The organism is Flavobacteriales bacterium, from assembly GCA_016699575.1.
In the GTDB taxonomy this organism is placed as follows: domain Bacteria; phylum Bacteroidota; class Bacteroidia; order Flavobacteriales_F; family PHOS-HE28; genus PHOS-HE28.
The window spans coordinates 1442674-1469602 of sequence record CP064979.1; the positions used below are offsets into that span (position 1 = coordinate 1442674).

At 60.6% G+C, this 26929-nt stretch carries 11 protein-coding genes; 1 reads left to right on the forward strand and 10 read right to left on the reverse strand.

Going from position 1 to position 26929, the window contains the following annotated elements; translation table 11 throughout:
* The 7 genes from IPJ76_05980 to IPJ76_06010 form a co-directional block, all read right to left on the reverse strand.
* Positions 1 to 3093, reverse strand: coding sequence for a right-handed parallel beta-helix repeat-containing protein (locus tag IPJ76_05980; protein QQR87769.1), 3093 nt, complete (start codon positions 3091 to 3093; stop codon positions 1 to 3).
* On the reverse strand, positions 3090 to 5087 hold the full coding sequence (locus IPJ76_05985) for a hypothetical protein (protein QQR87770.1): 1998 nt from the start codon (positions 5085 to 5087) through the stop codon (positions 3090 to 3092). The genes IPJ76_05980 and IPJ76_05985 overlap by 4 nt, the downstream gene beginning before the upstream one ends.
* 642 nt (positions 5088 to 5729) lie before the next feature.
* Positions 5730 to 6683, reverse strand: coding sequence for a methylenetetrahydrofolate reductase [NAD(P)H] (metF, locus tag IPJ76_05990; GenBank protein QQR87771.1), 954 nt, complete (start codon positions 6681 to 6683; stop codon positions 5730 to 5732).
* Between the two features lie 60 nt (positions 6684 to 6743).
* On the reverse strand, positions 6744 to 8852 hold the full coding sequence (locus IPJ76_05995; protein QQR87772.1) for a gliding motility-associated C-terminal domain-containing protein: 2109 nt from the start codon (positions 8850 to 8852) through the stop codon (positions 6744 to 6746).
* 30 nt (positions 8853 to 8882) lie between these two features.
* Entirely contained in the window at positions 8883 to 11849 is a 2967-nt protein-coding gene (locus IPJ76_06000) for a gliding motility-associated C-terminal domain-containing protein (protein QQR87773.1), read from the reverse strand.
* Between the two features lie 8 nt (positions 11850 to 11857).
* Positions 11858 to 12943, reverse strand: a complete 1086-nt coding sequence (locus IPJ76_06005; GenBank protein ID QQR87774.1) for a gliding motility-associated C-terminal domain-containing protein — start codon at positions 12941 to 12943, stop codon at positions 11858 to 11860.
* Positions 12927 to 13487 carry a sigma-70 family RNA polymerase sigma factor gene (locus IPJ76_06010; protein ID QQR87775.1) on the reverse strand — a complete coding sequence of 187 codons (561 nt, stop codon included), beginning with the start codon at positions 13485 to 13487 and terminating at the stop codon, positions 12927 to 12929. Before IPJ76_06010 ends, IPJ76_06005 begins: the two co-directional genes overlap by 17 nt.
* A 173-nt stretch (positions 13488 to 13660) precedes the next feature.
* On the opposite strand from IPJ76_06010, the gene lepA reads away from it, so the two are divergent.
* Positions 13661 to 15448 (forward strand): elongation factor 4, encoded by a 1788-nt coding sequence (gene lepA / locus IPJ76_06015; GenBank protein ID QQR87776.1) that lies wholly within the window; start codon positions 13661 to 13663, stop codon positions 15446 to 15448.
* Positions 15449 to 15469: 21 nt separating this feature from the next.
* On the opposite strand, the gene IPJ76_06020 is transcribed toward lepA, so the two are convergent.
* From IPJ76_06020 to IPJ76_06030, 3 genes are read right to left on the reverse strand one after another with little or no spacing between them, the layout of a single operon-like run.
* Positions 15470 to 17692: an OmpA family protein gene (locus IPJ76_06020; GenBank protein ID QQR87777.1), complete on the reverse strand. Its 2223-nt coding sequence runs from the start codon at positions 17690 to 17692 to the stop codon at positions 15470 to 15472.
* 1 nt (position 17693) lies between these two features.
* Entirely contained in the window at positions 17694 to 18647 is a 954-nt protein-coding gene (locus IPJ76_06025) for a type IX secretion system membrane protein PorP/SprF (protein QQR87778.1), read from the reverse strand.
* The gene (locus tag IPJ76_06030; protein ID QQR87779.1) at positions 18644 to 26908 is read right to left on the reverse strand and encodes a gliding motility-associated C-terminal domain-containing protein; all 8265 of its coding nucleotides are present in this window, start codon (positions 26906 to 26908) and stop codon (positions 18644 to 18646) included. Before IPJ76_06030 ends, IPJ76_06025 begins: the two co-directional genes overlap by 4 nt.
* Between the last annotated feature and the right edge of the window lie 21 nt (positions 26909 to 26929).

Genomic DNA, 26929 nt, shown 5'->3' on the forward strand with positions numbered 1-26929 from the left:
TCAGCGCGAAATGGCTACCGTCGTGCTCTTGGCCTTGCCCTGGGCATCCCAAAGCACCACGCGGTAGGTACCCTGCGACCAGTCCTGCACCGATAGTTCGAAGAGCTGTAGACCTGGTTGCAACGGCCGCTCCACGACCACACGGCCTTGGGCATCGTAGATGACCAACCGGCCTGCGGCTTCCGGTGTTCCGCTCAAAGCCGTAATGCGCAGCAGGTCCGAAGCAGGATTGGGGAAGGCATCGAGCATTCCGTCCGCACTGGACCCTTCCTGGCCGTTTAACCTTCGCGGGCTGCGATTGCCGGGCAGGATGATGGGTTCCTCGAACATGCTGCCCAAGTATTGGCCCAAGAGCGAACGCGCCATCATGGCCGCCCGGCCGTTGCCCGCAGCTATCGTTTCCAGTGTACCGCTCTGCGCAGCAACTGTCTGGGCCGCATCCCCGGGGTTCTGCGCAACATCGCGTACCGCTTCCCATACGGTCACTTCATCTGCCGTAAGCTCGGGTTCCGGGTCTTGAAGCATGGCGTCGGCTGCTGCCCAATCCTTCTGGGCTAGCAGTATGGCCACCCTGCTGTTGGCATTGCCCGGCAAGTCGGGGGCCCCAACCACATGCCATACACTATCCAAGGGGTTGCCCACCGTGTCGCGTTCCAAGTAGAGCCGAATGGCGTCGTAGCGTGGGCCTTCCAACGCCAAGCGGTAGCCGCTCAGTTCAGCCTCCAGCATGCTCTTGTTGCTCAAACCACCATTCTGCTGGGCCAGTACCAGGTTCTGGTAATAGGCGCTCACATCGCTGCGCTCGAGGGCTATCTGTACATCAGGGGTTAGCGGATCATTGGCCAGCAACACCTGTGAAATGTGCAAGTCATTCATGGCGGGTTCGCGCTCAATGGCGGCTATCATCACATCATCCGACAAGGCAGGGGAGGCGGCTAAGAGTTGCGTGCGCAGGTCGAAGGAGGTCGTGGACGAATGGCTGATCAGGTCCAGTAGATACTGAGTATTGCCAGCGTTTACCTCACCATCGTAGAGCGCCTTCAGGGCGATGTACTGCTGTTTGATGAGCGCGAACTTCTGCGCCTGTGCCACAGGATCGTGCTCAATGCTCCGATCGGAGGGGCAAGTACTCGTTTCATCATCACCACTGATGAAGAACGAGTTGACCTCGAAAAGAGTGACGAACGTTGGGGTGGAACAAGCTGGCTCGCAGAAGTCATCCACATGGTGGATGTACGTGAAACCACTTGGGGCATCGTTCTCCACGTAGATGTCCGATTCATCTGCCGCTGTGCATTCCGGGTAGAACTGGTTACCCGCTGGCTGGCCTTGGAAAATGTCTCCCTGGAAAGGCGCCACCTCGCCCTGGTCCGTGACGGCTATGTCGAATTCGCACTCGGCATTGCCCCCGTACGTGTTGCACAGGAACTGCAAGCCGTTGAGGATGTTCTCGTCCCGGTTGTCGCGCTGGAGCAAGCTGCCCACCAGCACGCCATCGAAGGTGTTGCGGTAGAACTGGTTGGCACCGATATCGATGTTGCGCGTGGCAATGCCCACGTTGCCTTCGGGGTTCACACCCGAGAACGAGTTCTCCTCCACCTCGAAGCCTTCGCAGCCGAACAGGTAAAGACCGTAGGGTGTGGGGTACAACGGGTCAGTGAAAGGCCATACGCCCGGCCCATCCGTGACATTGAAGGTGTTGCCAGTGACCTCAGCGAAGTTGACGCCCATGAGCGCAATACCACGGTCAGTCTCCGAGAAGGTGTTGCCCCTGATGTAGCACGGATTGATGCCACTGGCATCGCTGGCACGGATGCCGCTCGCCACGTGGACGAAATCGGAGCTGGTCACGGTGAAGCGCGTATCGAACGCACGGATGGCCGTGGGCCCCGGCACGCCATGGTCCAGGTTCTCCTCGCACTGGAAGGTGCAGTTGTTGAACTGCACGCCGCTGACGTCCTCCAACATCACCATGATGTTGTAGGTAAGGTCGGTGGGCCTTTCCGGAGTTACCAGGAAGGTGGTGCTGGAGAAGTAGCTGCGGTTGCTGATCTCGTTGCCGTTCACGACGTTTTCGTACGGCTTCAGTGCCACCATACGGCCGCAGTCGATGAACTGGCTACCGTTCACCGAGCGGATGATGCCGCCTTCGGTGCCGGGTATGTAATTGCCCGAAGCGTCGGTGCGGTAAGCGCGTGCGCCCACTTCGGCATTGCGGATCAGCGCACCGTTGATCAGATCGAGCCTGCCCTGGTTGGTGCTCGGCACTTGGCTCAGGGCGGGGTCGCCCACCACATCCACCCCATGCCACGACTTTCCGCACATGTTGAGCAGCTTGCCGCCGTTGACGACCACCTTGCTGCCGGGTTCTATGGTGAGGCGTGTGCCTGGTGCGAAGTTGACGGTGTTGGTGACGGTAAGGACGGCGCCGTTGGTGACGCGGAGGTTGGTTGCCAAGTTCATGTGTTCGCCCCAGGTCGCAGACGCATCAACGACCAATTCTTTCGAGTTCGACATGGCCAGGTCGCTTTCCCACAGACCCCGTCCGTAGGTGCTTGCCCTGATCTTACCAACGCAGTAGTTGATATCCAGTTCCGTTACTCGCGCGTTGGGCAGGTCAGCGTAGAACGCATCCCATGGACCGCCAATGTCGTTGTAGATATCCTTGAAAAACACACCGGCGTCCATCGCGATGTACACCCCGCCGTCCGTGCCGTGCTGGAACGCGACATCGTTCACAGGCAAATTCGGTAATGAGTTCTGCGGGTCGAGGTTCGACCATTGGTCCCCGCCATCCAAGGACTCGAAAATCTTGAAGTTATCCTCGTAACCCGAAAAAGTCAGCACGATGTGTTTGGGGTCGTTGGGGTCAACATCGAGGCCGGTGATCACTGGCCGTTCGCCAAATCCGGGCTCCGGTAACCCTAGCACTTCTTCGAAGCGCGGGGCTGGGTTCGGATTACAACCCAAGCCATTGTACAGGGGAGGTAGTTCACCCGTGTTCGGATCGTTCTTGCTGCGCCAAAGTCTTGTCGGCGAGCCCAAGGGGCAATCAGGCGCACCCGGATCACCGGGAGCCCTCCAGTTCGTCACGAAATAGATGACTCGGGCGTCGGAGGGAGCAAACGCAGTCCTGACTTTCCCAATGGTTTGGCAGTCACCAATGTGAGATCTACGTCGTCGCACTGCACATGGGAGAGCCGTTCAAGTGGACCGGGATTCAATGTGTTGTTCTTCTCCAGCATGGCATACACCTCCTTTATGCCCACGTAGGATTTGCCGGTACCGGGTATCTCACCCATGGGCGGGATTTCCGAAGGCCCCCATCCCACCTGATAGTTCGTATGAACCGAGAAATCGGCCGTGTGCCGATTCATATGCGCTCGGTTCTGCAACTCAAAGGACCAGCCCACAGTTCCGTCCGGCGTGATGTAATTTGCCGTACCGTCGCCACCTTCAATCTGGCTCCATAAATAGTCGCCGCTGCCGTTTGGCTTCCTGACACTGGTGCCGTTGTCCTGCGTTCCCATCATTACCGTCCCAGCTTCTACTTGGGAGGAGGCATGATGGAATATAGTGCCCGTGACTAGCCCATTGTTCAGCGTGCTCCACTGGCTCGCACCGGTTGTGAGCGCCGTAATCGTCGTCGACTTACTGATACCGCCATCGTGCCCAATCCAAACGGCATCACCTTGTGGGGTGAAGGCGAGTCCGTGACTGTCGGCATGAACGTTGTCGCTATAATCATCCATCATTGCGATTGTTCGCGTGCCATTGTCCAATAGACTTCGATAGATTTTCGCACTACCATAGTAGGCAACTATTTCGCCGTTGTAACTGATGGGACCAACCGCGATCGGCAGCCACGCGTTGGAGCAGTCTTTGTTCGTGTTCTCAACGAGCAACAGGCTATTCCATTGTCCGGTTGTCGCATCGAACTCCGCCGCGAAACTCCGATTCCCGCCTGCGCCTTGTCGCACGAGGAGGGCGTACAGCATTGCCGGCGCGGCCGGCGTTGTGGCCAAGTTGATCCGCGTGGGCTTTGTTACACTGAACTCCGGGGCCGAATCAAAGTCAAGACCGAACCCTGGTCCTGTGATGGCGGACCAAGTACCCAAATCACCGAATGACGTCGATTGGTAAACGTCCTTTCCGGAACAGTATACCGTTGACGGGTCAGAAGGCTTGAACACCAACCCTTTCCAGTGATTCTCGGTTGGCACAGCCAGCACAGACTGCCATTGAACAGAGGCAGCGGGATCCAACGCATTCTGTGTTCTGTATATCCCGTTGGTGGTGGCTACAAGAAGTGTAGAAGGCAAACCAGGCGCCAGCTCAATCGCTGTAATGTTGTTAAGACCGGGATACTGGTTCAGCCAGCCGTTATTCAGGTGCTCCCAAGTAGCACCACCATCCATGGTGCGAAAAACACCGGTTGAAAAGCTCGTGCGCCCATCGGTGTCTCCTGTGCCAACGAAAATGACCTCACCATTCGACGAACTCACTGCAAAATCGGCCACTCCAGCCATAGGGAACGAGGAGTCGCTGAAGGGCTCCCATGTCGCACCAGCATTGGTGCTTCTGAACATACCTCCAAGGGAGGATGCACAATACATGGTTTGGTTCAATGATCCAAACCCAGGGTCGAACCCAATGGAATGCACCTGCCCAGTGCCAGGCGAGTAGCTGCCGTTTCCACCGAGACTGGGCGTGTTAAATGGTCCGAGGGAAGTCCAATTCGACCCCCAGGGGTTGCTTGACTTGGGATGCGCCGGATACCAGTTCAAGTAATCCGTTAACCCATCGGCGGCCTTTTGGAAATCGCCCGATGGATAAAGCCGGGCACCCCAGAACATCATAGCCTTCACATGCTGCGCGTACAAACTTCCTTCCTCCGTGGGGTCCAGCAAATTGTCCGCCTGGCTGATGAAATCCGTGTTCCAATCCCAAAGCGTAGCTCCAACATCCGGAACAGTAGATTGTGCTTGTGCGCACAGAGCTAGGTGTACGCTGCACAACACCGAGAGGCTGTTTCGGAGCAACACTGGAAGCCGAGTCCCGCAAATGTTTTCGTTGTTCGCCTTCATCTGAATCAGGGTTTTGCCTTGGGCTCCAGTTGGCCGGTGGCGCCCTTGCCGGATGAGTTGAGATTGACTAGGGTCGGGAACCCCATTTGATTGCCCTTCATCGTCTCGTGGCTGCACAGTATAAAACAGAGCCGCGGCTACGCCCCCCGGCCATAGCACAAATCGGCACGTTCACAGCGAACCGAGAAATGAGTTGACGCTGATTCGCTTTGCGCATGACTTTTTATTACGGCACAACAAACCAGCGCAAAGCGCCGACCATTTCCAAATCCCGCTTGTCATCATTTTGGAGGATAGGGCGTGATGGCCAACGGTTGGCGAGGTCGGCAAACCAACCTTAGCACCACCTCTTGTCTTTGTTAACAAGGACAACCCGTCGGGCGCATCCTTCTTCTTCCCTGCGTTAAGCCGGTGTGTCCTACATCCCGTCCACCGTGCAGGGCGCTCCGGTTCACTGGCAGGTTGTTGCCGTCGTACCGCCTAGCGGCCCTGTCTCACCAGGGCCCCCGACCGACAGAAGTGTGGGCACTTCCAACAGAAGTGAGATCCCAACCGACAGGAGTGCGGACACTTCCAACGGAAGTGAGTGCCAAGTTGGCGGGATTGAGTTTGGACGGGAATCGGTAGCTGGCTCTACAGGCCTCAGAACACCTCCTTCACAATGGCCCTCACCGCCTCGCTGCGGCCCATGGTGTAGAAGTGCAGGCCGGGCACACCAGCCTTCTTCAGCTCGCGGGCCTGTTGGATGCCCCACTCGATGCCGATGGCCTTCACCTCTTCGTCGTTCTTGCAGCGTTCGAGCGCGTCGGTGTATTCCACGGGCAGGTCGATGTGGAAGGTCTTGGGCAGGAACTTGGTCTGCTTGCGCGTGGTGATGGGCTTGAGGCCGGGCAGGATGGGGACGGTGATGCCGTTGGCGCGGCACTCTTCCACAAAGGCGAAGTACTTGCGGTTGTCGAAGAACATCTGCGTCACCAGGTACTCGGCACCGGCCTCCACCTTCTGCTTCAGGTAGGCCATGTCGGTGCTGCGGTTCAACGCTTCGGGATGCTTCTCGGGGTAGCATGCTGCCCCGATGCACAGGTCCGTGGGCGCGGCTTCTTCCTCCTCTTCATAGAGGTACTTGCCTTTGTTGAGCGCCGTGATCTGGTGGATGAGGTCAACGGCGTGCGCATGACCATCGCGCTCGGGGATGAAGTTCGGCTCGTTCTTCACGGCATCGCCGCGCAGGGCCAGCACATTGTCGATGCCCAGGAAGTTGAGCTCGATGAGCGCGTCTTCCGTGTCTTCCTTGCTGAAGCCGCCGCAGATGAGGTGCGGCACGCTGTCGATATTGTACTTGGCCTTGATCATGGCGCAGATGCCCACGGTGCCGGGGCGCTTGCGCAGGCGGATCTTCTGCAGCAGACCGTGGCCGCGCTCCTTGTAGAGCACCTCCTCGCGGTGGTAGGTGACGTTGATGAAGCTCGGCTTGAACTCCAGCAATGGGTCGATACCTTCGTAGATGCTGGTTATGTCGCGGCCCTTGAGCGGGGGGAGGATCTCGAAGCTGAGCAGGGTGCCTTTGGCGCCGCGCAGGTGGTCAATGACTTTCATCGTGCAACTGCGCACGCCGGGCGCAATGGCGGCGAAGATATCCGCGCTGCCCGCAGGGGATCAGCGGAGCAGCGTCACATGCCCGCTGTACTCGCGGCCATCGGCCAGGCGAAGCACGAAGAAGTAGGTGCCTTCGCTGACATCCTTGGCGTTCCACGTGTTGCGGTAGCTGGAGTTCTCGTACACTACGTTGCCCCAACGGCTGTACACGGTGAGGTTCGCCCCGTTGTAGAACTGGAGCCCGCTGAACTCCAAGTAGTCGTTCTGTCCGTCGCCGTTCGGACTGAAGACGTTGGGTACTTCGATCTCAACGGGCAGCACGGTGTAGATCAGTTCGTAGGTGTCCGTGCAACCATCAGCCGTGGTCACGGTCAGCGTCACGGTATAGTTCCCGGGCAGGTTGTACGTGTTGGTCGGGTTCTGCACACTGCTGTTCCCTCCGTTGCCGAAGTCCCAAGCCCACGACGTGATGTTGCCGCCATTGCCGAGGCTCGTGTCGTCGAAGAGCACGGATGTTCCCGGTGGCACGGGGCCTTGCGGGTCCGGGACGAACCCAGCCGTCGGTGCAGGAGCGCTCAACACGGTGACTGCCGCGCTAGTACCCGTGCAGCCGCTGGCGTCCGTCACCGCAACGGAATAGGTACCCGTGCCCACGGTGATTGTGGGGTCGGTGCTGCCGTTGCTCCAGGTGTAGTTGGTGTAGGGCTGCGTGGTGCTCAGCGTGGTAGGCTCGCCAGCGCAATTGAACAGCACCCCCGTGATGACCGGCTGCGGCGCGGGCGAAGCAACGATGGTAAAGGGCTGGCTGGTGAGCGGGCAACTGCCGACGATCCCGGTAACGGTATAAACACCCGCACCAGCTTGGATGGTCTGGCCTGTGGCTCCGTTGCTCCACAGATAGTCGGTGAAGCCCGGCCCCGCATCCAATGTGGAAACCTCGCCGGAGCAAATGGTGCTATCGCCCGTGATGGCGGGCGGGGCACCGGGGCTTTGCACCACTTCCACCACGATGCTCACGTTGGTGGTGAGGGGAGGGTTGCCGTTGTCGGTGCCGGCATAATCGATGTTGTGGAAGCCGATGTCGGCCACCGTTGGCGTGAAGCCACTGACGACGGTAGCCGTAATGCCGCTGGTGTTGCTCACTTCAGCGTAGCTCGGCAGTGAGATGCAGCTGCTTGTAGCGGTGACCGTCTGACCGGTCTCAGGAGCGATGAAGTCGAGCTGGATCTCCGTGTAGGAGCCTGTGCACACGGTGATGGTGTCGCACAGGAAAGCGCTGCTCGCGATGGGTGCGATGTTGCTGCCGGTGGTGCTGGTACTGAACACGAAATGCTTGAAGTCGAGCCAATCGCAGCCGTCGTTCGCCCCGAAGGGACCATCGTAGGCGGAACCCGGTTGATCGAACGTACCGAACTGGATGTAATCAACTCCATTGCCGAGGTTGGCGCCTACCACCGCAGGTGAGCCACCGAAACCGTTGGTGCCGCCGCTGGCGTCACCAGTGGTCCAATCGATCTCCTTATAGCAGAAGCTCACGTTGTTGCCGGGGCCGAGGATCGGATCCGTGCCGTCGGTGATGATCAACTGGATGAATACTTTCTTATCGGTGTACATGCTGAAGTACCCACAGTCGTCCCAGTTCACGTAGAGAGCGGTCGGTGTCACCTTGTACTTCACCGTTCCGCCGTTGAGGCCCATGCCGTCGTCGCCACGCGTATCAATGTCGGCCCAGTAAGGCGCCACCATGGTGAAGCTGGCCGTGGGGAACCCGGTAGCGGTGAACGTCGCCCAAGGCGCATCGAAGGAGATGTTGCCGTTGTTGTTGATGAAGAGGGTGCTGAAAAGCTGGCCGTACAGGTCGAACTGGAAAGGGATGGTGATCGCAGCGCTCGACCCGTCGTCGTTGGGGGTCATGGCCAGTGTGTATGCCGCATCGGGCTGTATCCAGCAATCGCAAGCCAAGTTCCCTCCGCCTTTCGCAGTGCCTGCGGCCTGCACGGCCGCTTGCTGAACCGGCTCCTTCATCATCGGGCGCGCGTTCGCGGGCAGCGTTCCGTTGCGTTTGCGCAGATCGTACTCTCCGACGGATAATTCAACGGTTTGGGCGATCCCAGGAACCGTGTTCGCCAACAAGGCCATCGCCACTACGCGGCGTATCAACTTCTTCATCGTTCGTTCTCTTTCGGTTCTATGACCGGCTCACTTGATCAACGTCACGTGGCCACGGTACTCCTTCTTTCCGCCTTCGCGTTCCGGCGCGGTCTTCAGCAGCCAAGTGTACAAACCTTGTTGCAGGACCTCCCCACCGTTGCGGTGCTTGCCGTCCCACGCCTGTTGCAGGTCGGTGCTCTGGAAGACGATGCTGCCCCAGCGGTCGAAGACCATCAGGGAGTACTGCTCGGGATCGCTGCCCAGGATACTGGGGAAGAAGAGGTCGTTCACGCCATCGCCGTCGGGTGTGAAGGTGTTCGGCACGAAAACCAGGAGCGGATTGCGGATCTCCACCACGCGGCACACGGTATCCACGCAACCATAGATGTCCTGCACGGCGAGGCACACATCGTAGAGACCACCAAGGTCGTTCGGGAATTCGAAGGCCAGGTCACGTTCATCGCTGGTGCCGAGCAGTTCGTTTGTGCCTTGCTCGGTGATGGTCCATGCCCAAACGACGGCTTGTGGATCATCGTTCTGAAGAGCCACTACGCTCTGTGAGATGGTGGCCGGGTTCGGGTAAGCGGTGAATTCGGCTGAGGGTGGCTGCTCCACCACGATCATGTCCACCAAGGTGAGGTTGCTCACGCAGCCACTGTCGGTGGTCACCGTCAGGCTCACGGTGTAGAGCCCCGGATTGGTGTACGTGTTGAACTCACTTGTGGTGCTGGTTCCCGTGCCGCCGTCGCCGAAGTCCCATGAACAGTTGTCGCTGAGCAGCGGGTCGGTGTTGTTGGTGAACTCCACATCGAGCGGTGCGCAGCCGGCCACGGGCACAGCAGCGAACTGCACATCGGGCAGGGGGTTGATGAGCACATCAACGATGCTCGTATCGCTGAGCGCATTGCACGCTCCAACACCGTAGGCCACGTAGCGATACAGACCTGATGCGTCCGTTGCAGGCAGCAACGTGCCGCTGTGCGCCGCCATGGACGGGGCATGCCATGCGCCGCCGCCGTCCGGTCCGCCGGTGAGCAGGTTGAAGAGCACTGTGTTCGAGCCGTCCTTGCAGATGTCGAACACGGCATCTTCGCCTGCATAGGGAACAGGATCGGCAGTGACGGTGATGACCGCCGACAACGTCGGGCACGGAGCAGTACCCGTCATGGTGTAGGTGTACGAACCCGGTGCGGCGAGCGCGGGATCGATCGGGTTGGTGAAGGCTGCGTTAGCGGGGTCGGTCCAGGCGCCGCCGGCATCGGGCGTACCACCGAGCACCGTGAAGAGATCGACCGCTGGATCGGCCCGACAGAGCGCAAAGGTGTTGTCCGTGCCGGGATCAACAGGCTGGTGGATCGTGATGGAGACGGTGCTGCTTGCACTGGGGCAAGGGTTGATGCCGGTGATCGTGTACGTGTAAGTGCCGGAAGGATCCGTTGAGGGGTCGAGCGTGCCGGTGTGCGCCAGGTTGTTCGGGTCGGTCCATGCGCCGCCTGCATCCGGAGTGCCGCCCAACAAGGTGAAAAGGTCTACAGTGGCGTTGTCCGCACAGTAGGTGCCACTACCGGGGGTGCCCGCATCCGGCAACGTCTGGATGGTCACCGTAACGGTTCCAACGGATGTGCAAGCCGCGCCACCGACATCATACACATAGGCACCACTGACGTCCGTCGCAGGGTCCAGTATCCCGGAGTGGGCATTGCCGTTCGGATCGATCCATGTGCCCCCAGCCGGAGTGCCCGGCGCGAAAAGGGTAAAGAGGTCGATGCCCGGTGATTGATCGCACGTGGTGTAGGAAGCCGGCGCGATCGGCACTGCGGGCGGCATCACCAGAACGTTCATGCTGAGCGTACTGGTCAGCACTGGCAGTCCATTGTCCGTGCCCTCGAAAACGATGACATGGTTCCCCACGTCCGCCATCGTGGGCGTGAACATGGTGGAAATGGCCGCTGAAACACCCGACGTGTTGCTCACGATGGTGTAGTTGCTCAACGTTGTCGCGTACGAATTCGCGGTAGTGATCTGGTTCGGTTCCGGACTGAGGAAGGTGACGTCCAATTGCACGGGGATGCCCACACAGACGATGATGCTGTCGCACGCGCTTTGTCCTGTGATGATCGGCGGAACGTTCGCGGAGGTGATATCCGTGCTGAACTTGAAGTACTGGTTGTCCAGGAAGTCGATGCCGTCGTTCAAGCCAAAGGGGCCATCGTAAGCAGCACCGGCCTGGTCCACACGGGTGAACTGCATGTAATCCACGCCGTTGCCATGGTTGGCGCCTACGTTGGCCGCACTGCCACCGAAGCCGTTCGTGCCACCGCTCGCAGCACCGGTGGTCCATTGCATGTCCTTGTAGCAGAACGAGACATTGGCACCGTTCACCGCGGGATCAGTGCCATCGGTGATGATTATCTGGAACGTGTTCAGCAGGTTCGTTTGCTGGCTGAAGTATCCCACGTTCGTCCAGTTCACGTACATCGCGGTGGGCGTCACCTTGTACTGCACGATGTTGAGGCCGGCACCAGGGCCGCGCAGATCAACATCGGCCCAGAACGGTGCAGCCAACGTTGTTCCCGCGTATGGGAATCCCGATGCCGTGAACGTGCCGAGGTAATTTCCGAAGGAAACGTTGCCGTTGATGTTGATGTACACCGTGTTCCACAACTGCCCGTACATGTCGAAGCTGAACGGCAATGCGATGGGCCCATAACTGCCATCATCTGCATTGTTCCAACCATTCGCGTTCCACTGGGTGTTGTTGTCGATGGTGGTGTAGCTGGCATCGGGTTGAATCCAGCAGTCGCAAACGCCGCCACCGCCTTTTGCAACGGCGGGTGGCGTGGCACGCGTCGGGGCGGTTGCGGGAGCAGCGGTCAATGGCACGCCGTAGGTCGCCGCCTTCCAAGCGTCATAGCTGGCTTGGTCGCGCACGCGCTCCTGCGCGGCGCACTCCATCATCATGGCTGCCACTACCCACGCGGCAAGTATCAAGGTGCTCCGTAGCGTCCGTTGCATGGCAGTGTTCAGTGCGTGTTCAACCGCACCACCGTGCCCTTCGTGATCGTCTTGCCATCGGGCCCGGTGGCTTCGATCGCATAAAAGTAGTAGCCCTCCGGACAAAGCACACCACTGGGGTCTCGACCATCCCAAGGGGTGAGGTCGTTGGAGCGGTACATCAGGCGGTCGCTCGATGCGCTGTAAATGCTCACGCGGATCTCGCTTACACCGGTGGCGCTCACTTCCAAGCGGTCATTCACGCCGTCGTTGTTCGGGGTGAATACGTTGGGAATGAACAAGCTGGCTTCTTCGGTGCGCAGTGCAGGCTCGGAGCTTTGATCGGGTTCAGGCTCTTTCGTGGCCTCAGGCTGACCATGCACTTGAGGGTCGGGCGTTATCGCAGGGGCCGGATTCTCGTCCACCTCTTTCTCTGCGCGCGCCATGATCTCCTGCACCGTGCTGAAGTTCGGTCCTATCTCATGTGTTCTCCCCTCCGCCGGGCGAACGGCCGGTTCATCCTCCGCGCTGCGGTCACTTCCGGAGGTCTCCGGAGAGATGATCGTGAACGTGGTCGCCGCAGTGATGTTCGACAGCTCCGCTGGCAACCCTGATGTGGCCTTCTCTTTTCCAGGGGCTTCAGCATCGGTCCCTTTCGACGATGGATCAATAGGCGGAACCGCATGCTCCTCCTCCTGGTCAGGTGTACCCACAACTACTTCGACCGATGGCTGAACTACAGCCTGCTCTGCGGCCACTGGCTGCTTCTCGGCAACCACGGCCGGTGCATCGTTCGCGCTCATTCCCCACCACAAGCCGCCAACTACCACGGCAGCGGCAATGCCGCCACCTACCCAGGCACCTACGCTCACCGTGCCTGCTACAGCCGGGTGGCTGAGCTGGCTGCTGATGCTGCTCCACACGCCGGGATCCACCGGGGCTTCAGCATCTTTCAACCCATCACGGAACAGTTCCGTGACGGGATCGGTGCCGCTGGCAACGGCCGCTTCGGCCATGCGGGCTTGAATACCCGCCCACAAGCCGGGATCCACCGGAGCTTCCAGGTCGCTCAGGCGCTCGCGCAGGGCGTCGATCAGTTCATCCTTCTGTTTCATCGTGCTCGTATGCTGCAGCAACCGCTTTGGGCAGCTGCTTGCGCAGGTAGGCCCGCGCTTTCATGAATTGGCTTTTGCTTGTGTTCTCGCTCACGCCCAAGTGATCGGCGATCTCCTTGTGCGAGAACCCTTCGATGGCGAACATGTTGAAAACCACCCGGTAGCCCGGGGGAAGGTTCTGCACCAAGGCCATCAGTTCCTGGGTGCTCATGCTGCTCACCACATGCGAGTCTTCGCTGTGCAGGTACTCGGCTTCGGTGAGGTCGATGCTGTGATCGAAGGGCTTGTTCCGGCGCAGGTGGTCCAGGGCGGTGTTCACCATGGTGCGTGCGATCCAGCCGCCCAATGGGCCATCACCACGGTACAGTTCCATTTTCTGGAACACCTTCACGAAGCCATCCTGCAGGATGTCCTTCGCTTGGTCGCGGCTGTGGGCGTATCGGAGGCAAACGGCCATCATCTTCCTGGAGTAAGCCGCGTACAGCGCTTTCTGCGCCACCGGGTCGTTCCGGAGGCATCCCTCAACCATTCGCTCGTCCGTCATGGCTTTCCGGGGTTAATGATGCGATCGCCCCTGCAAAAGTTGCCTGTGGACCGGGGGCCGCTGCTCTACCAAGCTAGGCCGTCGCGACTGCCGTGGCAATTGGGCTACTTTCGCGGCCCCTTTCCGGGGCTATCTCCCTGACCGTCAGCCCCCGATAAATCGGGATGAAACACATGGACCACATCCGCAACTTCTGCATCATCGCCCACATCGACCACGGTAAGAGCACCCTGGCCGACCGCCTGTTGCAGATGACCGGCACCATTGCCGACCGGGACATGACCAACCAGGCCCTGGACGACATGGACCTGGAGCGTGAGCGGGGCATCACCATCAAGAGCAAGGCCATCCAGATGGACTATTCCCTGAACGGGAAGAAGTACGTCCTCAACCTCATTGATACGCCCGGCCACGTTGACTTCAGCTACGAGGTGAGCCGCAGCATCGCCGCCTGCGAGGGTGCGTTGCTCATCGTGGATGCCACCCAGGGCATACAAGCGCAGACCATCAGCAACCTCTACCTCGCGCTGGAGCACGACCTCACGATCATCCCCGTGCTGAACAAGATGGACCTGCCTTCGGCCAACCCCGAAGAAGTGAAGGACCAGATCGTGGACCTCATCGGCTGCAAGCACGAGGACATCCTTCCCGCTAGCGGCAAGACCGGTTTCGGCGTGGACAAAGTGCTGGAAGCCGTGGTGGAGCGTGTTCCGTCGCCGAAGGGTGATGCCAAGGCGCCGCTGCAAGCGCTCATCTTCGACAGTGTCTTCAATTCCTTCCGCGGCATCATCGCCTACTTCCGCGTGATGAACGGAACCATCCGCAAGGGCGACAAGGTGAAGTTCTTCAACACCGGTGTCTCCTACGCGGCGGACGAGGTGGGCATCCTGAAGATGGACCTGCGCGCACGCGACGAAGTGCTGGCGGGCGATGTGGGCTACATCATCAGCGGCATCAAGACAGCGAGCGAGGTGAAGGTGGGCGATACCATCACGCACCAGGAGCGTCCCTGCTTGGAGGCGATCAAAGGTTTCGAGGACGTGAAGCCCATGGTGTGGGCCGGCATCTTCCCCGTGGACACCGACGACTACGAGGAGCTGCGCGATGCCATGGAGAAGCTGAAGCTCAATGATGCCAGCTTGACCTGGACACCAGAGAGCAGCGCCGCACTGGGTTTCGGTTTCCGTTGCGGCTTCCTCGGCCTCCTGCACATGGAGATCATCCAGGAGCGGCTTGAGCGTGAGTTCAGTATGACGGTGATCACCACCGTCCCCAACGTGGGCTACACCGTTACCAAGACCAACGGCGACGTGCTGGACGTGCACAACCCGAGCGAGCTGCCCGAGGTGATGCACATCGAGAAGATCGAGGAGCCGTACATCAAAGCCCAGGTCATCACCAAGGCCGAATACACCGGCCCGATCATGAATTTGTGCATCGACAAGCGCGGGATGTTGATCGGGCAGAACTACCTCACCACCGACCGCGTGGAACTGACCTTCGAGCTGCCGCTGGGCGAAGTGGTGTTCGACTTCTTCGACAAGTTGAAGAGCATCAGCCGTGGGTATGCTTCGTTCGACTACCACCCGATCGGGTTCAAGGAAAGCGACCTCATCAAGCTCGACATCCTGCTGAACGGCGAACAAGTGGACGCCCTGAGCGCGCTCATCCACCGCGACCATGCGCATGAACTCGGCAAGAAGATGTGCGCCAAGTTGAAGGAACTGCTCCCGCGCCAACAGTTCGATATCCCCATCCAAGCGGCCATCGGCGCCAAGATCGTGGCGCGCGAAACGGTGAAGGCCCTGCGCAAGGACGTTACCGCCAAGTGCTACGGCGGCGACATCAGCCGCAAGCGCAAGCTCCTGGAGAAGCAGAAGGAGGGCAAGAAGCGCATGCGCTCGGTGGGATCGGTCGAGATCCCGCAGCAGGCGTTCCTGGCGGTGCTGAAGTTGGATTGAAGGCAGTTGGACGGAGCGCGCTCACTGTAGCGTCCCGGTCACCACGTATTCCACGCGGCGGTTCACTGCATGCTCTTCCTCCGAGCATTGCACCCCTGCCACACAGTGGTTCACAAGGCGGGTGATCCCATAGCCCTTTGCGACGATGCGTTCCCGCTGAACGCCCTTGCTGCGGAGGAACTCCAGGATGACGTCGGCGCGTCTCTGCGTCAACTTCAGTTCGGCGGCCGCATCACCGCGCGCATCGCTATGCACGCCCACCTCCACGATCAGGGCCGGGTTCACGTTCAGCCGATCGGCCAATTGCTCCAATTCCGCTTTGGCGCGTGGGTCGAGCGTGGCAGTGCCTTGCGCCCATCGCTGGTGCTTCAGCACAATGGGCACCCCCGCTGCGATCGGCTCGAACTCCAGCGCATGCGCTTCGTTCAGGTCAATGATGCCCTGCTTCACGCTCTTGGTGCTCACGGGCACGCTCATGCGCCAGAAGCCTTGCTTCTCGATCAGCACTTCGTACTCTTCGTTCGGTGTAAGACGGAAGTCGAACTCGCCGCCGTCGCCTGTGAGATCTGTTTCGGTCTGCAAGGTTTCGATGTTCACCAGGCTCACGCTCATGCCCTGCACGAACCCGAGCTTGTCGGCATAGCGGGCCACACCGCGCAACCAGATGCCGCCCTCGGGCACCATGTGGATGTCCCGCGCCACGATCTGCTGTTCGTCGATGCGCTCGGTGCTCAAATGCGCCTCGCCATCGTAACGGCCCTTCATACGGGCCTTCAGGATGTACTCCTTGTCCTTCTGCACCGTGAAGGAATACTTGCCGCTTGCGTCGGTGGTGGTGCTCTCCAGCACGTTGCCGTCCTTGTCGTGCAACAGCACTTCCACATCGATCACGGGTGATTCGTTCTCATCGTCGAACACCACGCCCGTGCACAGGTAACGATCCTCCAGTGGGCGCTTCAGGACGAAGGAGTAGATGTCGTCGTCGCCTGCACCGCCGGGCCGGTTGCTGCTGAAAAAGCCGCGCGTACTACTGCCATCAATGATGAAGGAGAAGTCGTCCTTGGGGCCATTGACCGGGGCCCCGACGTTCACGGCGACATTGAACCGGCCATCGCTTCCCGGTTTGGCTTGGAAAACGTCCAAGCCGCCCAAGCCGGGGTGGCCATTACTGCTGAACCAAAGCACGCCATCCTTGCCAATGAACGGGAAGGCCTCATTGTAGGGTGTGTTGATCCCCGGTCCCAGGTTCTCGGGCTCACCCCAGGTACCTCCCATGTCGCGGCACATGTATATGTCGGTGCCACCGTTCCCGCCCGGCATATCGCTCACGAAGTAGATCCGCTTGCCGTCCGGCGAAAGCGCCGGGTGGCCAACGGAACATTCCGGGTTGTTGTAGAGGAATTGTTCGGTGGTGGCCCACTCACCGTTGCGCCATTGTGCCTTGTAAATGGCCAATCGACTTATGCCGTTGGCGCTCTTGGCGCTCTTGCCCTTGAAGAGGTTGTTGCGGGTGAACCACATCGTGCTCACATCCTTGCTCACCACGGCGGGGCCATCGTGCAGTTTGCTGTTCACCGAACCTTCCACCGCGTTCACGCTCAGGAGGTCGCCCGCTTCCGTGCGGGTGGCCATGTACAGGTCGAGGAAGGGCTGCGCGTTCCAAGCAGCGGAGCGCTGCAGCCCCACACGCTTGTCGCGGGCACTTGCGAAGATCACGCGGTCGTCATCGAGCCAGGTCGTGCCGAAGTCACTGTAAGCGGTGTTGGTGCTCACGGGCTTCACCTCCCAGCGGTCGGCATCGAGCATGAACTTCCGGGCAAAGTCCTGGATGTTGCTGCGCCGCGGGGCCCCCTCGCGCATGGTCATCGCCAAGTAGCGGTCCATCCACTCCTCGGCCTCCTTGTACTTGCCGTTGCCTTTCAGCGCTTGGGCATAGTTGTACAGGTCCTGCGGCTCGCGGTTCAGGAACTTCACGGTGATCGCGTACCACTTCTCGGCCTCTTCCGTGTTGCCCAGCTTCATATAGCACTCGGCCAGGCGCTTGGTCACATGCTCGTTCACAGCGCCTTTGTCAGCGGCGATCCCGTAGTGCTCGATGGCTTCAGCGAAGGCCATCTCCTTGAAGAACTTGTCGCCGATGCGGATCCGTGCATCCGCGCTTCCTTGGGCAGCTGCCGCATGCTGCATGACCAACAGCACCGCAACGGGTGCGAGGAACTTGCGGGTGGCGCGCTTCACCATCATCTCAGAAGTAACGTGGGGTGATGGTGCGGCCTTTGGCGTAGCGGAAATCGTAGCTGATCATCAGCTCGTGCGTACCACTGTTGTAGGCGCCCAGGGCGGAGGTTGTGAGGTCGAAGGCATAGCCCATGCGCAGTTGCTGCGTGAGCAGGTATTGGGCCATGAGCCCGAACGAGTCGCCTAGGCGGTACATGGCACCGAACCACACGCGCTCGCGCAGCAGGAAGTTGGCGTTCACATCGAACGAAAGAGGAGCACCTTCCACGGCGCGTGCCATGATGCTCGGCTTGAACTTCAGCTCCGTGCCGAGGTCGAGCACGGCACCGGCCACCACGAAATAGTGGCGTGCTTCGCTCGCGGTGGTCACCACTTGTGCGGCGGTAGTGTTCAGTTCATTGGTTAACAGCTTGGGCGCGCTCAGGCCTACATATGCGCGCGGCGTGTGCCAGTAGATGCCGAACCCGAAGTTGGGCAGGAACTGACCACCAAGGTTCTGGTTGCTGGGGTCGTTCTCCACGGTGCTGAGCCCGGCGAGCTCGGCTTGGAACAGGTTCCCGCCACCCTTCAGGCCGAACGCCAACCGCGACTTAGCTCCGGTACGGATGCGGTAGGCCAGATCGATGTACGCACCGGTTTGTGAAACCGGTCCGGCCTTGTCGTTGATGACACTGAAACCGATGGCCAGGCTCTGCTTCCCCAGCGGAGCATGCACCGCGAGTGTCTGCGTGCTCGGGGCACCGTTGAACCCGGTCCATTGATGGCGCGAGAGCACCATCGCCGTCAGCACATCGCCACTGCCCGCGTAGCCCGGGTTGAACGCCAACGTGTTGAACATGTACTGGCTGAAGAGCGGGTCCTGTTGGGCGGATGCCGTGTTCAACGCACAGCCCGCAGCGAGCAACATACCGCACACGAACGCCTTCGAACGTGGCACTGTCGGGGTTGCGCGCATCCTCATCGGTTCAAGTAGACAAAACCCCGCAGCGCTTCCGCACCGGGTGTGAGTTCAAGGATGTAGTAGTAGGTGCCTGCCGGCAAGTCGCCCGGTATCGCGGCGCTGTTGCTGGTGCCGTCCCAAACAATGTTGTCATTGTCGTAGCCGGTGGCCTGGTACACTTCGTTGCCCCACCGGTTGAAGATGACGATGGTGTTGCGCGGGAATCCTTCAATGCCCGGTATGGTGAACTGTTCATTGATGTCGTCGCCATTGGGCGAGAACGACTCCGGTACGAAAACATCGTCTTGGTATTCGCACGGTGAGCCACCACTGATGGACTTCGCGCCGCAACCGAACTGGTCATCGACCGTGATGGCGTAATCCGCACTGTTGATGATAGGCGCACTGGTGAAAACGTATGGCGGACCTGCACTTATGGTTCCTTCCACGCCCTCGACCACGTAGCTGGCCGGATCACCGTTGGTGATGGTGAAGCTGACCGTGTACGTCCGTTCCTCCTCGTTGCACTCCGTCACTACACTGATCACCTCAACGCCATCGACAACGGTGACCTTCACAGTGGCGTTATCGCTACCGCAGGCTTCCACATCGACCGTGTAGAGGAAATCGTATTCGCCGGGCACAACCCCTGTTGCATCGAAGGTTCCTCCGCTCAAGCCGCCGGTGTTGTCCACGTCATTCCACGTTCCGCCGATCTGCGGCGTGCCGTTGAGCCCAGCGAAGAGGATCAAAGCTGTCGCGCTATCGCATGTGAGCAACTGGCCGTTGGTGCCAGCGTCGGGCAGTTGGTTCACCACGATGGTGAGCGTTGCGCTGCTGTCCGCGCAAGGCGCAGTGCCTGCGATGGTGTAGGTATAGTCACCGGCCGGGTCCACCGCGGGGTTGAAGTTGCCATTGCTGTTGCCACCACCGGGTGCTGTCCAAACCCCACCGTTCATCGGTGAGCCGGCGAGGAGATCGGCCATCGCGAACACGGCGCCCGTCGTGCACACCACGATGCTGCTATCACCGCCGGGATCAGGGAAACCGGAGGTCGGGGAAATGTGCACCAACGTGGAAACATCACCGCACGCTGTACTGGTCACCGTGTAGGAGAAGGGATAAGGCCCGCCAGGGGGCAGTTCGCTCACGTTCACCTGGCTGCCGGTCAGCGTCCCCGTACCGAAGACATCGGCCCAAACACCGCCGGCATCGGGATCGCCGGTGAGCGTCGGGAACAGGTCGAAGGCTGTAAGCCCGCCACACACGGTGAGCGTGTCACCGACCCCGGGATTGGCGCCGATGACGACGTTCACGAAGACGTAGTTCGTGTCCGGGGCGCAGATCCCGGCAGATGGCACCACGTAACGGAACACGTACTGTCCGAGCGCCACTTGGGTTGCATTGAAGCAGTTGCCGCTAATCGCACCGGTCGCGCTGAGGTCTTCCCAAACGCCGGTCGCATCAGGGGTTCCGAGGAGCGCGTCCAGCAGGTCCACGCAGATCTCGCTCTGACAGGCGTCCACGGTTGCGTCATCGCCGGCATCGGGTGCGCTGGTGTTCTGCACGAACACGGTTGCCGTGTCATTGACGCACGGCGCCGAACCGATCGTGACATAGGTGTAAGTGCCTGTGGTGTCCACCGCTGGATCGAAGGTGGCCGAATGCGATAAGCCGTCCGGACCGAACCATTGGCCACCGCTGTTCGGGTTACCGGTGAGGACGGTGACCAATGAGAACGGCGCAGCGTTCGTGCATGTGTTCGTTGAACCGTTGCTTCCTGAATTGGGAGCTTGGTTCTCCGTCACCGTAACGGTGCTCACGGCTGGTGCGCACGGAACCTGACCGGTCACGGTGTACACATAGATGCCCGGGGCATCGATCGCAGGGTTGTACACGCCGCTGTGCGGCACGCTGCCCGGGCCCAGCCAAGAGCCACCAGCATCCTCGCCGACAAGCACCGTGGTCAACGCGAAGGGAGCGGCATCATCGCAAACGGTAATGCTGCCCGGAGCACCTGCATTGGGCGCGGTACTGATGCCCACGGTGGTGGTGGACGTGTCCGCAACACAACCACCTACGGCAGGAACCACATAGATCCACTCTCCGGCAGGGTCCACGGCAGGATCCAATGAAGGAGCATGCGGGACCAGCGATGGTGTGTACCACTGGCCGTTGCCATCAGCACCGGGGCCCAGACCTTGGTTGAGGTTGTATGAACCACCGCTGCCGCACAATTGAACAGCATCATCGTTGCCTGCGTTGGGCCCATCCACCACCGTAACGGTCAAGTCAGCACTATCGGCCGCGCACAACGAGCCGAGACCCAACCGGTAGCGGAAGGCATATGTGCCTTGTCCGGCCTGCACGGCGTTGAACACTCCGTTGATGAGCGCACCGGTGTTGTCCAGGTCCAGCCATACGCCGCCTGCTTGCGGATTGCCGTTCAGCAGAGCTATCAGGTTCACGTTCGTTTCGCTGTCACACACATCGGCTGTGCTGTTGTTCCCAGCGTTCAGGGCGTTCACGATCTCAACGGTCACTACCGAAACATCATCCGCACAAGGCCCTGCACCGGCCACGGTGTAGGTGAACTGATAATTGCCAGGCGCTATTCCTGAAGCATCGAAGACCCCATTGTTCAATTGCCCGGTATTGTCGTCATCGGTCCAGGCGCCTCCCAGCTGTGGCGTTCCGCCGAGGCCGCTGAAGAGGTCGATGCTCGGATCATCCACACAGGCGGTCAGCGCCCCGTCGGCACCAGCGTTGGCGGCAGGTATCTCGGTCACCTGCACGCTAGCCTGGGCCGTACCGCAAGGGAAGACACCGTTCACCGTGTAGGTGTATGTTCCGGCAGGTGTGGTCCCTGGAATGAACAGGCCGTTAGTACCGCCCGACCAAGTGCCGCCCTGCATCGGTGTTCCGGCCAACCGATCGATGAGCAGGAAAGCCGGTTCATTGCTGCACACGAGCACCGCGCTGCTGATGCCGGCATTGGGCGCGGTGTTCTCAATGATCGTCAGCGTGCTTTGATCATCCGGGCACGGGGTGGAGCCGTCGATGAAGTACGTGTACGCACCGGCCGGTGATACGCCCGGCTGGTAAGTCCCGCTGGCACCACCACCACCTGGTGCGGTCCATGCCCCACCGTTGTCCGGATCGCCAATGAGCTCGTCGGTCATCTGGAAAGCCGGTTCGTCGCTGCAGATGGTGATCGTGTTGTCGGTGCCCGCATCCGGAGCGGCGTACTGGATGATGGTAACCGTAGCCTGTGCGGCAGCACAAGGCGCAAGACCAGTCACCGTGTACATGTACACTCCGGGCTCAGCGTTCGGCCCGGGGATGTAGATGCCGGGGTTCACGTCGCTGCTCGGGTCGGTCCAGGTGCCGCCACTGGTCGGGGTTCCGTTCAAGAGACCGAACAGCACGAACGGGGCGCCGTTGTCGCAGATGGTGGTGTCGTTGTTGATACCGGCGTTGGGGGCCGGGTTGATCGTAACAGTGACGATGCTCACATCCGCGGTGCACGGGGCCAGCCCAGGTACAGTATAGGTATAGACCCCACTGGGATTGCTGCCCGGCAGAAGGATGCCGCTGTGCGGGGTCCCGCCGGGGCGTGTCCATGTCCCCCCTCCCTGTTCACCGGTCAACACGGTGAGCAGGTTCACCGAACCACTGGTACTGCACACCGTGAGCGTGCCGTCCTGTCCTGCGTTCGGAGCAGGGTTCACGTTCACCGTCACGGTACTGGTCGCCGCTGCACAAGGTTGCGCGCCGGTCAACGTGTAGGTATAAGTGCCCGGGGTGCTTGAGCCCGGGATGAACAACCCGTTGAAGTTGCCTCCGCCGGGCGCGGTCCACGTGCCCCCTGGTTGTTCGCCTGTAATAAGATCGGTGAGCAGGAACGACTGCTGGTCGCTGCAAATGACCGTGCTGCTGCCGATGCCCGCGTTCGGCGCTGTGTTCAATTCCACGTCGATGGTGCTCACATCCGCCGAGCACGGCGTTTGGCCCGGCACCGTGTAGGTGTAGGTGCCAGCAGGGTTCTGGCTCGGCACGAAAGTCCCACTGAAGGCGCCGCCTCCCGGTGCGGTCCATGTGCCGTTCGCATCCGGTGTTCCTCCCAGTGAGTCGAACAGGTTCACACTACCACCATTGCTGCACACGGTTACAGCGTTGGAGCCACCGGCATCGGATGCCTCGTTCTCGAAGATCTCCAGGGTACTCTGATCGCTACCGCACGGGGCCAGGCCCGGAACGGTGTATGTGTAAACGCCGGGATCGTGGATCGAAGGGTCATAGATCCCGCTGAAAGCACCACCGCCCGGTGCTGTCCATGTTCCGCCGAGCTGCGCGTTGCCGCCGAGCAGGCTCACCATTACGAAGGGCGATGCGCTGCTGCACGTGGTGTAGCTGGCATCGTTCCCGGCGAAGGGTGCATTGCTGATGGTGATGGTTAGGGTCGTGGAGACGTTGCCGCATGGCGCAGTACCGGGAACGGTGTAGGTATAGGCTCCCTGTGCGCTCACCCCTGGAACGAACGTGTTGCCGACGGACGACCCGCCCGGCCCCACCCACGTGCCGTTCGTGGCGGGAGACCCGTTGAGCGAATCGCGCATGCTGAAGGGCGCGGCATTGCTGCAGATGGTGATGGCATTGCTCTGCCCGGCGTTCGGAGCGGCCGTCTCCGATACAAGTACGGTAGCCTGGTCGGCCTGGCATGGCGGTGAGCCTTGCAGGGTGTAGGTGTAGGTGCCTGAGACATTGACGGCCGGGTCGTAGATGCCGTTCATGTTGCCCCCCGGGCCGTTCCACGCCCCACCGGCACCCGGCGAATTGCCAAGGAGGTTGAAGAGCGATTGCGGTGCACTGTTGCTACAAATGCTCAAAGCGCCGTTCGTTCCGGCGTTTGGCCCCAACGTGACGTTCACTGTTACGGTGCTGCTGTCGGCCGGGCAGGTAGCGGACCCCACCAACTTGTACCGGAATTGGAACGTTCCTGCCCCGTTGATCGACGCGTTGAAGAAGCCACCATTGAGCGCTGGAGTACCGCTCAATTGGGTCCACGTTCCACCTGGTTGTGCCACGCCGCTCAATGCATCGAAGAGATCGACCGCCGCCTCTGTACTACAAGCGTTATCCACCCCGTCATTGCCCGCGTTCAACTGTTGGACCACGGTCACCTCAATGTCCGCATGATCATCAGGGCACATGCCCGCTCCCGCCACCTCGTAACGGAAATCGTAGTTGCCCGGGCTCAGCGCTCCGGTGTTGAGCACACTGCCCGAAAGCTGGTTGGTGTTGTCGAGATCTACCCAAGTTCCCCCGGCGTCGTATGCACCAACAATAGCGGTAAAGAGATCCACGAAGGTGACGTCCTCACACACCGTGATATCACCGTCACCGCCGGCATTCGGCGCCGTCTGTACGTTCATCGTCACCGTGGCGGTTGCGCTGGTGCACGGCGCCGTGCCGGCAACCGTGTACACGTAGGCGCCCGCCGGATCGGTGCCCGGTACGAACGTGCCGTTGTGCGCACCTCCCGGTCCGCTCCACGTGCCACCAGGTTGCGGGTTGCCGTTCAGTTCCTGGAAGAGGTTCACCGGTGGCATGTTGCTGCACACCGTGCGCGAATCGTTGCTCCCTGCGTTGGGCGCTTGCACCTGTGTCACCGTCACCGTGGCGAAATCGTTGGCGCACGGCGCGGTCCCGGTCACGGTGTATGTATAAATGCCCGGAACGCTCGTGCCCGGCGTGTAGTTGCCGCTCGCAACGATCTGGTTGTTCGGGTTCCGCCATGCTCCTCCTGGTTGTGGGCCACCGCCCAAGTGAGCGATCAGCGGGAAAGCTGCGGCATTGCTGCACACGGTCACTGCACCGTTCGTTCCGGGGTTGGGCGGTTGCACCACGTTCACCGTCGCGAAGGCCGTGTCATTGTCGCACGGCGCAAGCCCAATCACCACGTAACGGTATTGGCCTGCGGTGCTGGTCCCAGGAACGAAGGTGCCGTTGCTCGCACCACCACCGGGGGCGGTCCATGTTCCGTTCCCGTTCGGGCCGTTGCCAAGCACGCTCAACAAACTGAACGAAGACCCGGTGCTGCAAACGGTAATGGTGCCGTCCGTACCGGCACGAGGTGCCTGGTTCTCGGTCACCGTCACAGTGGCTTGCGCGTCGGCGCAAGGCCCCGTGCCCTCCACGGTGTACGTGTAAACACCGGCCGGGTGGTTAACGTTCGCGGGGTCGTAGCTGCCCGAAGGGTGGTTGGTGCCGTTGGGCCGAACCCAACTACCTCCTGTTTGTGCATTGGGCCCCAGCAGTGGCAGCAACGGCGTTACGCCATCATCGCTGCAAACCGTGAGAGTTGCGCTCGCGCCTGCATTCGGCGTGGCAGTCACGTTCACGGTCACTGTCGCTTGGTCATTGGCGCACGGGGCCACGCCAGGTACGGTGTACGTGTACAGACCGGCCGCATCAATGGACGGGTCGAACGTGCTGCCATGCGGTACAGCACCGGGTCCGGTCCATGTACCGTTGTTGTCAGGGTCTCCGGTGAGTGCGTCGAACAGGCTGAAGGCTGCGCCGTTGCTGCACACGTTCACGGTTGCATTGCCCCCAGCGTCGGGGGCGGTGCTTACGCTAACGGTCACCGAGGCACTGGCGGGAGCACACGGGGCGGTTCCGTTGACCGTGTACGTATACACGCCGGGCAGCATCGTGGCCGGATTGAAATTGCCAGTGGTGGCGCTTGGCCCGCTCCATGATCCACCTGCCTGCGGACTGCCTGAAAGCGTATTGAACAAACTGAAGGTCGCGTCGTTGCTGCACTTACTGATGCTCACGTTGCCGCCCGCGTTCGGAGCTTGGTTCACGGTAACGGTCACCGTGCTCACCGCAGCCGCACATGGTGCTTGGCCTGGCACCGTGTAGGTGTATGCACCACCCACGTGCACCCCGGGGTTGAACGTGCCGCCGAACGCAGTGCCGCCCGGGGCGGTCCATGTTCCATTGACGTCAGGAGTACCGCCCAGTTCATCGATCAATGCGAACTGGGCATCCGTGCTGCAAACCGTCACAGTACCGTTGGTGCCCGCGCTCGGTGCTTGGCGAACAGTGATCGTCAGCGTTGCGGTGGCATTGGCACAGGGCCCTGAACCTGTGACCGTGTATGTCCACGCACCAGCCGGGTCCGAAGCTGGATTGAAATTCTGTCCCACATGCGCCGTTCCGTTCGGACGCGTCCATGTGCCGCCGGTCTGGGGATTGCCGCCGAGTTGCAAGCGCATATTGAAGGCGGCACCGTTGCTGCAAACCGTAATGCTCGCGTTGGTTCCTGCATTCGGAGCGGCCGTTTCCGAAACGGTTACCGTTGCCGTGGCATTGGGGCATGGCGGCAAGCCTACGACCGTGTACGTATAAACACCCGGGGTGCTCGTGCCAGGAGTGTAAGTGCCGCTGACCGCTCCCCCGCCCGGACCGGTCCAGGTGCCCGTGTTGTTCGGGCTACCTCCCAGCAGCCCGAACAATGCGAAAGGCAGTTCGTTGCTGCACACGCTCACCGAGCCGTTCGTTCCCGCGCTCACCGCTTGGTTCTCCCCCACCGTTACCGTGGCGCTGGCATCGGCACATGCCGTCCCTCCGTCCACGGTGTAGGTGAACACACCGGGTCCGTCCAAAGCGGGGTTGTAGGTTCCGCTGTGTGCGCCGCCTCCGGGAGCAGTCCAGGATCCACCCGCATCCGGGGTGCCTCCAAGAAGATTGAAAAGGCTGAAGCTCGCACTTGAGCTGCAAACCGTGGTCGAGCCATTCGAGCCCGCCTCCGGTGCGGTGTTGATGGAGGCGTTCCAGCCTGCGGCGGCGAACAATCCATCACTGGTCCAGTGGAAGGTGAGACAGCCGCCGGGGTTCGTGGCTGTAATGGTTTGTCCGGTGAGAGAAACAAGCCCGTTGCCGGTAGCCAAGACCGGGGCGCCGGTGGTGGCCCCGTCATGGATGACCAACTGGTCGAAGATGCCCAACAGTTGTACGTTCCAGGAGATGAACGTTACGGAACTGGGCAACCCGCTGTTCGGTCCACCGCTGGGACAAAGAGTGGTGGTGTAGTCCTCGTTGTTCGAGTAATCACCACCGCTTCCACCACTGTCATAGAGGTTCCCTGAGCACGAGCTGATCGATGGCCCATCACTGATCAAAAAGGTCTGGGCGTCGGCCTGCGCCACCAGAACAACCGCCCCAACAGCGGCAAAGGCGGTTCGCAGGAAGGACGGACAGCCCGGCATCATTGGGTTAGCGACGTTATCAAC